The following is a 16343-nucleotide window of genomic DNA, read 5'->3' on the forward strand; positions in this document are numbered from 1 at the left end:
ACGGCCGACCTCTCCTGCAACTGAACAAGTAGCCGAGGCTTGGGGCCTGAAAAAGCAGGGTTGTTACCGCAACCCACCCGCTTGACGCTCGACCGATGCACCCAACATCACCGCAAAGAAACCTCGACATTCGGCTCATGGATGACTTTGAACGAACGCGCTTTACCCGGCGCCCCTCGAGTTTCTGCGCACGCTTTAGCAAAGAAGAGAGAGTTAATCCGAATATGCCCACCCGCTCGAAGATCATCTATACCTTCACCGACGAAGCTCCCGCCCTCGCCACCTATTCACTGTTGCCTATCGTAGAGGCGTTCACCGCCTCGGCTGATATCGCCGTTGAAACCCGCGATATCTCTCTTGCAGGGCGCATCCTGGCCAGCTTCCCCGAGCAATTGGGTGACAAAGCCGTAGCCGACCACCTCGCCGAACTGGGCGACCTGGCCGTTACGCCTGAAGCCAACATCATCAAGTTGCCGAACATCAGCGCTTCGGTTCCGCAGCTGCAAGCCGCGATCAAAGAGCTGCAAGCCCAGGGCTTCGCACTGCCGGATTACCCGGAAACCGTGACCAGCGACGCCGACAAGCTCGCCAAATCCCGTTACGACAAGATCAAGGGCAGCGCCGTAAACCCGGTTCTGCGCGAAGGCAACTCCGATCGTCGTGCGCCACTGTCGGTCAAGAACTACGCACGCAAGCACCCGCACAAAATGGGCGCCTGGGCCAAAGACTCCAAGTCCCACGTTGCGCATATGAGCACCGGCGATTTCTACGGCAGCGAAAAAGCCGCCCTGATCGACGCCGCTGACGCGGTCAAAATCGAACTGATCGCTCAAGACGGCACCACCACCGTCCTGAAAGAAAAAACCACCGTGCAAGCCGGTGAGATCCTCGATTGCGCGGTCATGAGCAAAAACGCCCTGCGCAGCTTCATTGCCGCCGAGATCGAAGACGCCAAGCAAAAAGGCGTGTTGCTGTCGGTTCACTTGAAAGCCACCATGATGAAGGTCTCCGACCCGATCATGTTCGGCCAGATCGTTGCCGAGTTCTATAAAGACGCACTGGCCAAGCACGCTGACGTGCTGGCACAGATCGGCTTCAACCTGAACAACGGCATCGGCGACCTGTACGCTCGCATCAAGGCCTTGCCGGCCGAGCAACAAGCGCAGATCGAAGCGGACATCCAGGCGGTCTACGCCGCTCGTCCGTCGTTGGCCATGGTCAACTCCGACAAAGGCATCACCAACCTGCACGTGCCGAGCGACGTCATCGTCGACGCCTCGATGCCAGCGATGATCCGTGACTCCGGCAAGATGTGGGGCACTGACGGTCAACTGCACGACACCAAGGCCGTGATCCCGGATCGCTGCTACGCCACCATCTACCAGGCGGTGATCGAAGACTGCAAGCTGCACGGCGCTTTCGATCCGACCACCATGGGCAGCGTGCCAAACGTTGGCCTGATGGCGAAAAAAGCCGAAGAGTACGGCTCGCACGACAAGACTTTCCAGATCAAGAGCAATGGCGTGGTTCGGGTTTCCGACAGCGCTGGTCGCACACTGCTGGAACAGTCGGTTGAAGCCGGCGACATCTTCCGCATGTGCCAGACCAAAGACGCGCCGATCCAGGACTGGGTCAAACTGGCCGTCAACCGTGCTCGCGCAAGCGCAACCCCGGCCATTTTCTGGCTGGACCCGATGCGCGCCCACGACGGCGTAGTGATCGAGAAAGTTCAGGCTTACCTGAAGGATCACGACACCTCCGGCCTGGACATCCGCATCATGTCGCCAGTCGACGCGATGGCCTTCACTTTGGGCCGCACCCGCGAAGGCAAGGACACCATCTCGGTGACCGGCAACGTACTGCGCGACTACCTGACCGACCTGTTCCCGATCATGGAACTGGGCACCAGCGCCAAGATGCTGTCTATCGTGCCGCTGATGAATGGCGGTGGCCTGTTCGAAACCGGCGCTGGCGGTTCGGCACCGAAGCACGTTCAGCAGCTGCTGGAAGAAAACTTCCTGCGCTGGGATTCCCTGGGCGAGTTCCTGGCCCTGGCCGCCTCCCTCGAGCACCTGGGTGTTACTTACAACAACCCTAAAGCGCTGGTGCTGGCCAAGACCCTGGATCAGGCCACTGGCCAGTTCCTGGACAACAACAAGTCGCCATCGCGCAAAGTCGGCAACATCGACAACCGCGGCAGCCACTTCTACCTGGCGCTGTACTGGGCTCAAGCCCTGGCGGCCCAGACCGAAGACACTGCATTGCAAGCCCAGTTCGGCCAACTGGCCAAGACCCTGGCCGAGAACGAAGCGACCATCGTCGCCGAGCTCAACGCCGTTCAGGGCAAGCCAGTGGACATCGGCGGTTACTACCACGCCAATGCCGAGCTGATCAGCAAGGCCATGCGCCCAAGCAACACTTTCAACGCCGCGATCGCTGCGCTGGTTTAAGGTTGTAAGGATGCAAAGAAGCCCCGGCCCAGTGCCGGGGTTTCTGTTTCCGAGCCGCACACAAAGCAAATGTGGGAGCGAGCCTGCTCGCGATAGCGATATATCATTCAACATTGATGTCGACTGACCTACCACTATCGCGAGCAGGCTCACTCCCACATTGATCTATGTTCCAACATTAGAAATCGAGGAAGCTCTATGGATTGGCTACCCCACATCACCGTCGCCACCATCGTCGAAGACAACGGCCGCTTCCTGATGGTCGAAGAAACCAAGCACGGACGAACAGTGCTCAACCAACCCGCCGGCCACCTCGACCCGGACGAAACCCTGATCGAAGCCGCCGTGCGTGAAACCCTTGAAGAAACCGGCTGGGACGTCGAACCGACCGGCGTGGTGGGCATTTACCTCTACACCGCCCCGAGCAACGGCGTGACCTACCAGCGCGTCTGCTTCACCGCAAAACCGCTCAAACACCACCCGGACTATCAACTGGACGACGGTATCGTCGGTGCAAAGTGGCTGACGCGTGACGAACTGCTGGCACAGCGCGCAAACTGGCGCAGTGAGCTGATCATCCGCTGTATCGATGATTATCTGGACGGTAAACACTTCGGTCTCGAACTGATCCGCCCTTCTCTTTAGCCTTGCGGGCTTCGGCCTGCTAGAATCGCGTCCTTTTTCAAGACACTCATTGAATCCCTATGCGTGATCCAGCCCCTTCTGACACACAAAAGAAGCGCGTCATTGTCGGCATGTCCGGCGGCGTGGACTCTTCCGTTTCCGCTCTCCTGCTGATCGAGCAGGGTTATGAGGTGGAAGGCCTGTTCATGAAGAACTGGGAAGAAGACGATGGAACGGAATACTGCACCGCCATGGATGACCTGGCGGATGCCCAGGCCGTGTGCGACAAGATTGGCATCAAGCTGCACACCGCCAACTTCGCCGCCGAGTACTGGGACAACGTGTTCGAGCACTTCCTGGCCGAATACAAGGCCGGGCGCACGCCAAACCCGGACATCCTGTGCAACCGCGAGATCAAGTTCAAGGCGTTCCTCGACTACGCCATGGTGCTCGGCGCCGACCTGATTGCCACCGGCCACTACGTGCGCCGCCGCGACATCGATGGCCGCACCGAACTGCTCAAGGGCCTGGACCCGAACAAGGACCAGAGCTACTTCCTGCACGCTGTCGGCGGTGAACAGATCGCCAAGACCCTGTTCCCGGTCGGCGAGCTGGAAAAGCCCGAAGTGCGCGCGATTGCCGAGAAGCATGAGCTGGCAACCGCGAAGAAAAAGGACTCCACAGGGATTTGCTTTATCGGCGAACGCCGCTTCAGCGATTTCCTCAAGCAATACCTGCCGGCCCAGCCAGGCGAGATCAAGACCACCGAAGGTGAAGTCATCGGCCGCCACCACGGCTTGATGTATCACACCATCGGCCAGCGCCAGGGCCTGGGCATCGGCGGCTTGAAAGACGCCGGTGACGAGCCGTGGTACGTGTTGATCAAGGATCTGGAACACAACGAGCTGATCGTTGGCCAGGGCAATGACCACCCTTACCTGTTCTCCCGCGCCCTGCTCGCCTCGGATATCTATTGGGTCAACCCGATCGATCTGAGCGAGCCGCGCAAGTTGACCGCCAAGGTCCGTTATCGCCAGAGCGATCAACCTTGCACACTGGAAAAGACCGCCACCGGTTACCGCGCAACCTTCGATGACCCGCAACGCGCGGTCACCCCGGGCCAGTCGGTGGTGTTCTATGACGGTGAAATCTGCCTCGGCGGTGGCGTCATCGAAGTCGCAGAACCCTGGAGCAGCAAGGCATGAGCCCCACTCAGGAGCAACTGACGGCGCTGGGCGGCGTGTTTCTCGCCGCCGTCCTCGTCGACAAGATTGCCAAGACCGGCCAGACCAGCGAAGCCGGTCTGACCTGCATGCTCGGCAGCCTGCTGATTCGTGACCCCAAGGACACCCTAGAAGTGTACGGCGGCGACGATCTCAACCTGCGTGAAGGCTATCGCGCCTTGATCGGCGCCTTGGAACGCGATCCGAGCACCCTGCAGCGCGAGCCGCTGCGCTATGCCCTGGCCATGCTGGGCCTTGAGCGCCAACTGGCCAAGCGCGGCGACATGCTCGACGCGATCGGCAAGCGCCTGCCGCAGATTCAATCCCAGGTCGAACACTTCGGCCCGGCGCACGAAAACGTGATCGCCGCCTGCGGCGCACTGTACCAGGACACGCTGAGCACCCTGCGCCAACGGATTCAGGTCCACGGCGACATGCGCAACCTGCAGCAACCGAGCAACGCCTCGAAAATCCGCGCCCTGTTGCTGGCCGGTATTCGTTCGGCGCGCCTGTGGCGGCAGTTGGGCGGTCATCGCTGGCAGCTGGTGATCAGCCGTCGCAAGTTGCTCAAAGAGCTTTACCCGCTGATGCGCAGCAGCTGAACCGCGCCCGCAACACTGTTTTAGATCTGTAACGCGTAATACGCCGGTCAGTTGGCAACGGACCGGCGGATTTTTTCGTGTATGATACGCGCCCCATTTCGTTGCCCGACTGTCCGAGAACACCCCATGCAGCTTTCTTCGCTCACTGCGGTTTCCCCTGTTGACGGCCGCTACGCCGGCAAAACCCAGGCCCTGCGCCCAATTTTCAGCGAATACGGCCTGATCCGTGCTCGCGTCCTGGTTGAAGTGCGCTGGCTCCAGCGCCTGGCCGCTCACCCAGGCATCAGCGAAGTGCCGGCGTTCTCCGCCGAAGCCAACGCTGTGCTGAACACCCTGGCGGACAACTTCGCTCTGGAGCACGCCGAGCGTGTCAAAGAGATCGAGCGCACCACCAACCACGACGTCAAAGCCATCGAGTACCTGCTCAAAGAGCAAGCGGCCAAGCTGCCGGAACTGGCCAAGGTCAGCGAATTCATCCACTTTGCCTGCACCAGCGAGGACATCAACAACCTGTCCCACGCCCTGATGCTGCGCGAAGGCCGTGATGACGTAATGCTGCCGCTGATGCGCCAGACCGCTGAAGCCATCCGCGAACTGGCCATCCGCTTCGCCGACGTACCAATGCTGTCGCGCACCCACGGTCAACCGGCATCGCCGACCACCCTGGGCAAAGAGCTGGCGAACGTGGTTTACCGTCTGGAGCGTCAAATCGCTCAGGTCGCCGCCGTTCCGCTGCTGGGCAAAATCAACGGCGCTGTCGGCAACTACAACGCTCACCTGTCGGCCTACCCTGAGATCGACTGGGAAGAAAACGCCCGCGCCTTCATCGAAGACGAACTGGGCCTGGGTTTCAACCCGTACACCACGCAGATCGAACCGCACGACTACATCGCCGAGCTGTTCGACGCGATCGCTCGCTTCAACACCATCCTGATCGACTTCGACCGTGACATCTGGGGCTACATCTCCCTGGGCTATTTCAAACAGCGCACCATCGCTGGCGAAATCGGTTCCTCGACCATGCCGCACAAGGTCAACCCGATCGACTTCGAAAACTCCGAAGGCAACCTGGGCATCGCCAACGCACTGTTCCAGCACCTGGCGAGCAAACTGCCAATCTCCCGCTGGCAGCGCGACCTGACCGACTCCACCGTTCTGCGTAACCTCGGTGTCGGCTTCGCCCACAGCGTGATCGCGTACGAAGCCAGCCTCAAAGGCATCAGCAAACTGGAGCTCAACGCCCAGAAGATCGCTGCTGACCTGGATGCATGCTGGGAAGTGTTGGCCGAGCCGATCCAGACCGTGATGCGCCGCTACAACATCGAAAACCCGTACGAGAAGCTGAAAGAGTTGACCCGCGGCAAGGGCATCAGCCCTGAAGCGCTGCAAACTTTCATCGACGGCCTGGACATGCCAGCCGCCGCCAAGGCCGAGCTGAAATTGCTCACCCCGGCGAACTACATCGGCAACGCTGTAGAGCAAGCCAAACGCATCTGATCGACCGCTGTACCCGTTTGAGACGCCCGGCAGCGCCGGGCGTTTTTATTCCCGTCTGAAAAGTGCTTTTTTTCAATAGGTTACACATGAATCCTGACATTCCTCTTCAACTCCTGGGCGGTATCACGGCGCGCGAATTCCTGCGCGACTACTGGCAGAAAAAACCTCTGCTGATCCGCCAGGCGATTCCTGAATTCGAAAGCCCGATCGATCCCGACGAATTGGCCGGCCTCGCGCTTGAAGAAGAAGTTGAATCGCGTCTGGTAATCGAGCACGGCGAGCGTCCTTGGGAATTGCGCCGCGGCCCGTTCGCCGAAGACGAATTCAGCAAACTGCCGGAAACCGAGTGGACCCTGCTGGTTCAAGCGGTTGACCAGTTCGTGCCAGAAGTCGGCGAACTGCTGGAGAACTTCCGCTTCCTGCCGAGCTGGCGCGTCGACGACGTGATGATCAGCTTCGCCGCCCCAGGTGGCAGCGTCGGCCCGCACTTCGATAACTACGATGTGTTCCTGCTGCAAGGTCACGGCAAGCGCAATTGGAAAATCGGCCAAATGTGCGACTCCGAAAGCAAGCTGCTGCCACACGCGGACCTGCGCATTCTCGCCGACTTCGAAGCCACCGATGAGTGGGTTCTGGAACCGGGCGACATGCTCTATCTGCCGCCACGCCTGGCCCATTGCGGCGTCGCGATTGATGACTGCATGACCTACTCGGTCGGCTTCCGCGCCCCGAGCGCCTCCGAAGTGCTGACTCACTTCACCGACTTCCTCAGCCAATTCCTGACCGACGAAGAGCGCTACACCGATGCCGACGCCCTGCCGGCGGTCGATCCGCACCAGATTCAGCACGACGCTCTTGATCGCCTGAAAGCCTTGCTCGCCGAGCACATGAGCGACGAGCGACTGCTGTTGACCTGGTTCGGCCAGTACATGACCGAACCGCGTTATCCGGAACTGGTGGTCGGCCCGGAAGAAGTCGAAGAAGAAGACTTTCTCGCGAGCCTGGAACAAGGCGCCGTGCTAATCCGCAACCCGAGTGCGCGCCTGGCATGGTCGGAAGTGGATGACGATCTGCTGTTGTTCGCCAGCGGCCAGAGCCGCTACCTGCCGGGCAAACTGCGCGAACTGCTGAAGTTGATCTGCGCTGCCGACGCCCTGCACACCGACAACCTCGGTGACTGGCTGAACGACGAAGACGGTCGCGGCTTGCTGTGCGAACTGGTCAAACAAGGCAGCCTGGGGTTTGCCGATGAATAAAATTCACGTACGTGTCGCAGACTGGCAGAAGGATATCGCCGAGATCCGGCGCATTCGTGAGACGGTGTTCATCGCCGAGCAATCCGTTCCGCCTGAACTGGAATGGGATGCCGATGACGCAACGGCGGTGCATTTCCTGGCCTACGAGGGCGACTTTCCGATTGGCACCGCCCGCCTGTTGCCCGACGGTCATGTCGGCCGGGTGTCGGTGCTCAAAGACTGGCGCGGCTTGAAAGTCGGCGATGCACTGATGCACGCGGTAATCGGTGAAGCCGAGAAACGCGGGCTGAAGCAGCAGATGCTGAGCGCGCAAGTGCAGGCCACGGCGTTCTATGAGCGCCTGGGCTTCAGCATGGTCAGTGAGGAATTCCTGGAAGCCGGAATTCCGCATGTGGACATGGTGCGGCACTCCGTCTGACGCCGCGATAGCGGCGGCAAGAACACCACAAAACGCCCCGGCCATCTTCGGATACCGGGGCGTTTTGCTGTCTACGATTCAACTTGCCCCACCCCGGGCCGACAAACTGGCAATATCAACACTTCAAGATGGCGGAGATAACGGATATGTCCCTACGCACCCTGCTCACCACGTTGCTGCTGAGCTGCAGTTTTTCGGCCATGGCAGCCACCGAGATCGTGCCCCTGAACTACCGCACCAGTGACGATATGCTGCCGATGGCGCAGAACTTCATCGGCAAGGACGGCCAGGTCAGCGCTTATGGCAACCAGCTCATTGTCAATGCCGATCAACGCAAGATCGACGAACTTAAGGCACTGATCTCGCAACTCGACGTTGCAGCCAAGCGCTTGCTGATTACCGTCGATACCAACGAAAACAACTTCCAGGGCGACCAGGGATATTCAGTCAACGGTGCCAAACCGAGCCAGACGCGCATCATCAATCGCAGCACCGACAGCCGTGATGGCGGCATCCAGCAAATCCAGGCCAGTGAAGGTGCTCCAGCGCTGATTCAGGTCGGCCAAAGTGTACCGCTGACCAGCGCACAGACCGATTCCTACGGTGATCTGCGCAGCCAGACTGAATACCGAAACGTCACCCAAGGGTTCTATGTCACCGCCAGCGTCACCGGCGACATCGTTCACCTGGCGATCAGTACCAACCGTGACCGCATGAGCCAGGAACGTCCCGATGTAGTGAATGTGCAAAGCACCGACACAACTGTCACGGGGCGCCTCGGCGAATGGATCACCCTGGCCGGAGTGAACCGCGAGACTCAAGCCGACAAACAGGGCCTGGCCCGCAGCTACTCGACTCAGGGCCGGGATGACATGACTCTGCGGGTGAAAGTCGATACTTTGGACTAAACCACCGAAAACTGACTGATTAGTCGTATTAGACCAAAGATGTAGTGCCATAAAAAAAGCACTACAAAACGTTTGACGATCGAAAAAAGCAAAGGCATGATGGCCTCGCTCCCGCTAATCAGGGGCCCTGGCAAGGGCCTTCGAAGCGTCGCTCGCAACTACCCCGCGAGCCGCTTCGTGTCTGTACCGCCCACAAGGTGTGTTTGACGAGGTTGCCGACTGGAACGAAGTTGTCCCGAGGGACGGAAGCGTAATTAGGTAACCCGGCTACACACTGAAGTTCGTATAAAGGCCCACGACGCCCGAATCCGCTCGCCAGTTTGCCCTTACCTGCTCACTTCCCCTCGAGCCCATCGTTCATCCCGTCGCCATCCCCGCCGAATCCGACTTGACCACCTAAGCTTCTGGTCAGCGAGCAGCCTCTTACGTTTGATTTGCGTAGTAGGCAGGAGCAGGAATTTTCCACCCCAGACCTATGCGACGAGGTTTATCTCCATGGCACTGACACGCGAACAGCAAATTGCAGCCCTCGAAAAAGATTGGGCTGAAAACCCACGCTGGAAAGGCGTGACACGCGCTTACTCCGCTGCTGACGTCGTCCGCCTGCGTGGCTCGGTTCAACCTGAGCACACCCTTGCAAGAATGGGCGCCGAGAAGCTGTGGAACCTGGTCACCCAGGGCGCCAAGCCGTCCTTCCGTCCTGAGAAAGATTTCGTCAACTGCATGGGCGCCCTGACCGGCGGCCAGGCTGTACAACAAGTTAAAGCCGGTATCCAGGCGATCTACCTGTCGGGCTGGCAGGTTGCTGCGGACAACAACTCCGCAGAATCGATGTACCCGGACCAGTCGCTGTACCCGGTGGATTCGGTTCCTACCGTGGTCAAGCGCATCAACAACTCGTTCCGTCGCGCCGACCAGATCCAGTGGAAAGCCGGCAAGAACCCGGGCGACGAAGGTTACATCGACTACTTCGCGCCGATCGTAGCTGACGCTGAAGCCGGTTTCGGCGGCGTTCTGAACGCTTACGAGCTGATGAAGAGCATGATCGAAGCAGGCGCCGCCGGCGTTCACTTCGAAGACCAACTGGCTTCCGTGAAAAAATGCGGCCACATGGGCGGCAAGGTACTGGTTCCTACCCAGGAAGCTGTACAGAAGCTGACCGCTGCTCGTTTGGCAGCTGACGTTGCCGGCACGCCGACCATCATCCTGGCCCGTACCGACGCAAACGCTGCTGACCTGCTGACTTCGGACTGCGACCCGTACGACCAGCCATTCGTGACTGGCGAACGCACCCAGGAAGGCTTCTATAAAGTGCGCGCCGGTCTCGACCAGGCGATCGCTCGCGGCCTGGCTTACGCGCCGTACGCCGACCTGATCTGGTGCGAAACCGCCAAGCCGGATCTGGACGAGGCTCGTCGCTTCGCTGAAGCGATCAAGAAGGAATACCCGGACCAACTGCTGTCGTACAACTGCTCGCCTTCCTTCAACTGGAAGAAAAACCTGGACGACGCGACCATCGCCAAGTTCCAGCGCGAACTGTCCGCCATGGGTTACAAGCACCAGTTCATCACCCTGGCCGGCATTCACAACATGTGGCACAGCATGTTCAACCTGGCGCACGACTACGCCCGCAACGACATGACTGCCTACGTGAAGCTGCAAGAGCAAGAGTTCGCTGACGCCGCCAAGGGTTACACCTTCGTGGCTCACCAGCAGGAAGTGGGCACCGGCTACTTCGACGACATGACTACTGTGATCCAAGGTGGCTCGTCCTCGGTAACCGCACTGACCGGTTCGACCGAAGAAGAACAGTTCCACTGATCTGCTTCGCCTGAGCAAACGGCCGCTGCGGATCGAATAGAAAGCTAACCGCAACGCCGCACATCTGACGCCCCGACTGGTTCGGGGCGTTTTTTTGCCCACGATTTAGCAAACACTGCTACTCCCTGTGGGAGCGGGCTTGCCCGCGATGGCAGTCTGTCAGTCAATTCTGCAGCACCTGACACACCCTCATCGCGGGCAAGCCCGCTCCCACAGAGAACGCGCCATGGCGCAAAACCATCTGAAAAATCTTGATCCAGAGCAGTTTCCCCACCAGAAAAACAGGGTAAAACGACCCCGCCCGCTACTTGCAGTAACGCGCATATAAGACAACTTCCCGGTCGTCATCCCGTTAAGCAGTTTAAAAACCAACTCAAACAATATTGATTATCATTTAGCGACAGCTATGTTCGTTACATTTCTTACAAAACAATATTGATGAAATGCCGGCTAATGCCCGCAGCGCATGGGCTACGGGCCTTCGGAGGTGCGCTATGTCCTTATTCCTATAAATAATTTCGCTATAGGAATTTTACTTGCAGAGTGTTGTGCCATAAAATCAGCGGGATTGATTGCTGCGACATATCGTCACTGCTTTGTTTCTTTATCAAGCTCAGAGACCTTTGCTCTCTGTTAAGGATTACCAGCATGCCCGAAGCGACAGGACTCATGGCCCACAACTGGGGCTTTGCCATTTTCCTTCTGGGCGTTGTCGGCCTCTGTGCCTTCATGCTCGGCGTCTCCAGCCTTCTCGGGTCAAAAGCCTGGGGTCGCAGCAAAAACGAACCGTTCGAGTCCGGCATGCTACCTACAGGTGGCGCCCGCTTGCGGCTCTCAGCCAAATTCTATCTGGTCGCGATGCTCTTCGTGATCTTCGATATCGAAGCCCTCTTTCTCTTTGCCTGGTCTGTGTCCGTCCGCGAAAGCGGCTGGACCGGATTCGTCGAAGCTCTCGTTTTCATAGCAATTCTGTTGGCAGGTCTTGTCTACCTGTTCCGAGTGGGCGCCCTTGACTGGGCTCCGGAAGCTCGTCGCAAGCGGCAGGCGAAGCTGAAACAATGAGGCTTTGGCAATGCAATACAATCTCACCAGGATCGACCCCGATGCTCCTAACGAGCAGTATCCGATTGGCGAACGGGAAACCGTTTCCGATCCGTTAGAAGATCAAGTCCACAAAAACATCTTCATGGGCAAGCTCGAAGACGTGCTTAACGGCACGATCAACTGGGGGCGCAAGAACTCCCTGTGGCCGTATAACTTCGGTCTTTCGTGCTGCTACGTGGAAATGACCACCGCCTTCACGGCGCCCCACGACATCGCGCGCTTTGGCGCCGAGGTTATCCGGGCATCGCCGCGTCAGGCGGACTTCATGGTTATCGCCGGTACCTGCTTCATCAAGATGGCGCCGATCATTCAGCGTCTCTACGAGCAAATGCTCGAACCTAAATGGGTTATTTCCATGGGTTCGTGCGCCAACTCCGGTGGCATGTACGACATCTACTCTGTCGTTCAAGGGGTGGACAAGTTCCTGCCCGTGGACGTCTACGTGCCTGGCTGCCCGCCCCGTCCTGAAGCGTTCCTGCAAGGCTTGATGCTCTTGCAAGAGTCGATTGGACAGGAGCGTCGTCCGCTTTCCTGGGTCGTCGGCGATCAAGGCGTATACCGCGCCGAGATGCCTTCCGAGAAGGAAAAGCGCCGCGAACAGCGAATCGCAGTCACCAACCTGCGCAGCCCCGACGAAGTCTGATCCAGATCTGCTTCTTTAATAGAAAAAGACACTGGCTTCATTCTTTACGTTGACCGAAAGCGATAAATAACCATGACTACAGGCAGTGCTCTGTACATCCCGCCTTATAAGGCAGACGACCAGGATGTGGTCGTCGAACTGAACAACCGTTTTGGCCCCGAGGCGTTCACCGCCCAGCCTACCCGCACCGGCATGCCGGTGCTTTGGGTTGCCCGTGCCAAACTCGTTGAAGTCCTGACTTTCCTGCGCAACCTGCCCAAGCCGTACGTCATGCTCTATGACCTGCACGGCGTGGACGAGCGTCTGCGCACCAAGCGTCAAGGGCTGCCAAGCGGCGCCGACTTCACTGTGTTCTATCACTTGATGTCGATCGAACGTAATAGTGACGTAATGATCAAGGTCGCCTTGTCCGAGAGCGACCTTAGCGTGCCGACCGTGACCGGTATCTGGCCGAACGCCAACTGGTACGAGCGTGAAGTGTGGGACATGTACGGCATCAACTTTGCCGGCCACCCGCACCTGACCCGCATCATGATGCCGCCGACCTGGGAAGGTCACCCGCTGCGCAAGGACTTCCCGGCCCGTGCCACCGAGTTCGATCCGTTCAGCCTGACCCTGGCCAAGCAACAGCTTGAGGAAGAAGCCGCGCGCTTCAAGCCTGAAGACTGGGGCATGAAGCGTTCCGGTGCGAACGAGGACTACATGTTCCTCAACCTCGGCCCCAACCACCCTTCGGCGCACGGTGCGTTCCGCATCATCCTGCAGCTGGACGGTGAAGAGATCGTCGACTGCGTGCCTGACGTCGGTTACCACCACCGTGGTGCCGAGAAGATGGCCGAGCGTCAGTCCTGGCACAGCTTCATTCCGTACACCGACCGTATCGACTACCTCGGCGGCGTGATGAACAACCTGCCGTACGTGCTCTCGGTCGAGAAGCTGGCCGGCATCAAGGTGCCCGAAAAGGTCGACGTCATCCGCATCATGATGGCCGAGTTCTTCCGGATCACCAGCCACCTGCTGTTCCTGGGTACGTACATCCAGGACGTTGGCGCCATGACCCCGGTGTTCTTCACCTTCACCGACCGCCAGAAGGCGTACACGGTGATCGAAGCCATTACCGGTTTCCGTCTGCACCCGGCCTGGTACCGCATCGGTGGCGTCGCCCACGACCTGCCGCGCGGCTGGGAAAAACTGGTGAAAGACTTCGTCGAGTGGATGCCAAAGCGTCTGGACGAATACCAGAAAGCCGCACTGGACAACAGCATCCTCAAAGGCCGGACCATCGGCGTCGCCGCCTACAACACCAAGGAAGCCTTCGAATGGGGCGTCACTGGTGCCGGCCTGCGTTCGACCGGTTGCGACTTCGACCTGCGTAAAGCACGCCCATACTCCGGTTACGAGAATTTCGAATTCGAAGTGCCGCTGGCCGCCAATGGCGATGCCTACGACCGTTGCATCGTGCGCGTCGAAGAAATGCGCCAGAGCATCAAGATCATCGAGCAGTGCATGCGCAACATGCCGGAAGGCCCGTACAAGGCGGATCACCCGCTGACCACGCCGCCGCCCAAAGAGCGCACGCTGCAGCACATCGAGACCCTGATCACGCACTTCCTGCAAGTTTCGTGGGGCCCGGTCATGCCGGCCAACGAATCCTTCCAGATGATCGAAGCGACCAAGGGCATCAACAGTTATTACCTGACGAGCGATGGCGGCACCATGAGCTACCGCACCCGGATTCGCACCCCAAGCTTCCCGCATCTGCAGCAGATCCCTTCGGTGATCAAAGGCAGCATGGTCGCGGACTTGATTGCGTACCTGGGTAGTATCGATTTCGTTATGGCCGACGTGGACCGCTAAGCATGAATAGCACGCTTATCCAGACAGACCGTTTCACCTTGAGTGAAACCGAGCGCTCGGCCATCGAGCACGAGCTGCATCACTACGAAGACCCGCGCGCGGCGTCGATCGAAGCCCTGAAGATCGTCCAGAAGGAACGTGGCTGGGTGCCTGACGGCGCGCTCTACGCCATCGGCGAGATCCTCGGCATTCCGGCCAGCGACGTTGAAGGGGTGGCGACGTTCTATAGCCAGATCTTCCGTCAGCCAGTCGGTCGCCACATCATTCGCGTCTGCGACAGCATGGTCTGCTACATCGGCGGCCACGAGTCGGTTGTCAGCGAAATCCAGAGCAATCTGGGCATCGGCCTGGGACAGACCACTGCCGACGGTCGTTTCACCCTGCTGCCGGTCTGCTGCCTCGGCAACTGTGACAAGGCGCCGGCGTTGATGATCGACGACGACACTTTCGGTGATGTGCAGCCTGCCGGCGTTGCCAAATTGCTCGAGGGCTACGTATGACCCTGACTTCCTTCGGTCCAGCTAACCGCATCAAGCGTTCGGCCGAGACCCACCCGCTCACCTGGCGTCTGCGTGATGACGGCGAAGCCGTCTGGCTCGACGAGTACCAGGCCAAGAACGGCTACGCCGCTGCGCGCAAAGCCTTCGCTGACATGGCTCAGGACGACATCGTCCAGACCGTTAAGGATTCGGGCCTTAAAGGTCGCGGCGGCGCAGGCTTCCCCACTGGCGTTAAGTGGGGCCTGATGCCCAAAGACGAATCCATCAACATCCGCTACCTGCTGTGCAACGCGGACGAGATGGAACCGAACACCTGGAAAGACCGCATGCTGATGGAGCAACTGCCCCATCTGCTGATCGAAGGCATGCTGATCAGTGCTCGCGCGCTGAAAACCTACCGTGGCTACATCTTCCTGCGTGGCGAATACACCACCGCCGCCAAGCACTTGAACCGTGCCGTGGAAGAAGCCAAGGCCGCAGGGCTGTTGGGTAAAAACATTTTGGGCAGCGGCTTCGATTTCGAGCTGTTCGTCCACACCGGCGCCGGGCGTTACATCTGCGGTGAAGAAACCGCACTGATCAACTCCCTCGAAGGCCGCCGCGCCAATCCGCGTTCCAAGCCGCCCTTCCCTGCCGCCGTTGGCGTGTGGGGCAAGCCGACGTGTGTGAACAACGTTGAAACCCTGTGCAACGTGCCGGCGATCATTGCCGACGGCGTGGACTGGTACAAATCGTTGGCGCGCCCGGGCAGTGAAGACATGGGCACCAAGCTCATGGGCTTCTCCGGCAAGGTCAAGAACCCGGGCCTGTGGGAATTGCCATTCGGCGTCACCGGTCGCGAGTTGTTCGAAGACTACGCCGGCGGCATGCGCGATGGTTACACGCTCAAGTGCTGGCAGCCAGGCGGCGCCGGTACCGGTTTCCTGTTGCCGGAACACCTCGACGCACAAATGTACGCCGGCGGCATCGCCAAAGTGGGCACCCGTATGGGTACTGGCCTGGCCATGGCGGTGGACGACAGCGTCAACATGGTTTCCCTGCTGCGCAACATGGAAGAGTTCTTCTCCCGTGAATCCTGCGGCTTCTGCACCCCGTGCCGTGACGGTCTGCCGTGGAGCGTCAAGCTACTGCGTGCAATCGAGAACGGTGAAGGGCAAGCCGGCGACATCGAGACCCTGCTGGGTCTGGTCGGTTTCCTCGGCCCGGGCAAGACCTTCTGTGCTCACGCACCGGGCGCCGTGGAGCCATTGGGCAGCGCAATCAAATACTTCCGCCATGAGTTCGAAGCCGGCATCGCGCCCACCAGCGCCGTCGTCCCGCCTCTGGCAAGGCCGATCGTAGTCGGCGCGTAAACGCTTAAAAAAGCGAAGGGTCCGTGCCCTTCGCTTTGTCGTGTGATGACGCCGCAAGCGGCTGTTTTGACTCACGCGAACAACAAGA

14 protein-coding genes are annotated in these 16343 nt (G+C 59.3%); all 14 read left to right on the forward strand.

Translation table 11 applies throughout. The features are described from left to right. The first annotated feature begins 224 nt into the window (after nt 1-224). Nucleotides 225-2450, forward strand: coding sequence for an NADP-dependent isocitrate dehydrogenase (locus BLQ41_RS24690; RefSeq protein WP_090185624.1), 2226 nt, complete (start codon nt 225-227; stop codon nt 2448-2450). 198 nt (nt 2451-2648) lie between these two features. Further along, nucleotides 2649-3095, forward strand: coding sequence for an NUDIX hydrolase (locus tag BLQ41_RS24695; protein WP_090185629.1), 447 nt, complete (start codon nt 2649-2651; stop codon nt 3093-3095). A gap of 59 nt (nt 3096-3154) precedes the next feature. Beyond that, nucleotides 3155-4279: a tRNA 2-thiouridine(34) synthase MnmA gene (gene mnmA / locus BLQ41_RS24700; protein ID WP_090185631.1), complete on the forward strand. Its 1125-nt coding sequence runs from the start codon at nt 3155-3157 to the stop codon at nt 4277-4279. After that, nucleotides 4276-4899: a high frequency lysogenization protein HflD gene (gene hflD, locus BLQ41_RS24705; RefSeq protein WP_090185634.1), complete on the forward strand. Its 624-nt coding sequence runs from the start codon at nt 4276-4278 to the stop codon at nt 4897-4899. Before mnmA ends, hflD begins: the two co-directional genes overlap by 4 nt. 126 nt (nt 4900-5025) lie before the next feature. Next, complete coding sequence (purB, locus tag BLQ41_RS24710; protein ID WP_090185637.1) at nt 5026-6396, forward strand: adenylosuccinate lyase; 1371 nt, start codon at nt 5026-5028, stop codon at nt 6394-6396. 86 nt (nt 6397-6482) lie between these two features. Then, complete coding sequence (locus BLQ41_RS24715; protein ID WP_090185640.1) at nt 6483-7652, forward strand: ribosomal protein uL16 3-hydroxylase; 1170 nt, start codon at nt 6483-6485, stop codon at nt 7650-7652. Further along, a complete protein-coding gene (locus BLQ41_RS24720) occupies nt 7645-8070 on the forward strand; it encodes a GNAT family N-acetyltransferase (RefSeq protein ID WP_090185643.1) in 426 nt (141 codons plus the stop codon). Before BLQ41_RS24715 ends, BLQ41_RS24720 begins: the two co-directional genes overlap by 8 nt. A gap of 146 nt (nt 8071-8216) precedes the next feature. Further along, nucleotides 8217-8978, forward strand: coding sequence for a secretin N-terminal domain-containing protein (locus BLQ41_RS24725; protein WP_090185645.1), 762 nt, complete (start codon nt 8217-8219; stop codon nt 8976-8978). A gap of 495 nt (nt 8979-9473) precedes the next feature. Next, the gene (gene aceA, locus BLQ41_RS24730) at nt 9474-10799 is read left to right on the forward strand and encodes an isocitrate lyase (protein ID WP_090185648.1); all 1326 of its coding nucleotides are present in this window, start codon (nt 9474-9476) and stop codon (nt 10797-10799) included. Nucleotides 10800-11447: 648 nt separating this feature from the next. After that, a complete protein-coding gene (locus tag BLQ41_RS24735; protein ID WP_003223812.1) occupies nt 11448-11861 on the forward strand; it encodes an NADH-quinone oxidoreductase subunit A in 414 nt (137 codons plus the stop codon). Between the two features lie 10 nt (nt 11862-11871). Then, the gene (locus tag BLQ41_RS24740) at nt 11872-12546 is read left to right on the forward strand and encodes a NuoB/complex I 20 kDa subunit family protein (protein WP_007946424.1); all 675 of its coding nucleotides are present in this window, start codon (nt 11872-11874) and stop codon (nt 12544-12546) included. A gap of 72 nt (nt 12547-12618) precedes the next feature. After that, the gene (gene nuoC / locus BLQ41_RS24745) at nt 12619-14403 is read left to right on the forward strand and encodes an NADH-quinone oxidoreductase subunit C/D (protein ID WP_090185651.1); all 1785 of its coding nucleotides are present in this window, start codon (nt 12619-12621) and stop codon (nt 14401-14403) included. A gap of 2 nt (nt 14404-14405) precedes the next feature. Further along, nucleotides 14406-14903 carry an NADH-quinone oxidoreductase subunit NuoE gene (gene nuoE / locus BLQ41_RS24750; RefSeq protein WP_007946422.1) on the forward strand — a complete coding sequence of 166 codons (498 nt, stop codon included), beginning with the start codon at nt 14406-14408 and terminating at the stop codon, nt 14901-14903. Continuing rightward, nucleotides 14900-16255 carry an NADH-quinone oxidoreductase subunit NuoF gene (gene nuoF, locus BLQ41_RS24755; RefSeq protein WP_090185654.1) on the forward strand — a complete coding sequence of 452 codons (1356 nt, stop codon included), beginning with the start codon at nt 14900-14902 and terminating at the stop codon, nt 16253-16255. The genes nuoE and nuoF overlap by 4 nt, the downstream gene beginning before the upstream one ends. Nucleotides 16256-16343: the final 88 nt, after the last annotated feature.

The sequence above is a fragment of the Pseudomonas arsenicoxydans genome (genome assembly GCF_900103875.1).
GTDB lineage: Bacteria > Pseudomonadota > Gammaproteobacteria > Pseudomonadales > Pseudomonadaceae > Aquipseudomonas > Aquipseudomonas arsenicoxydans.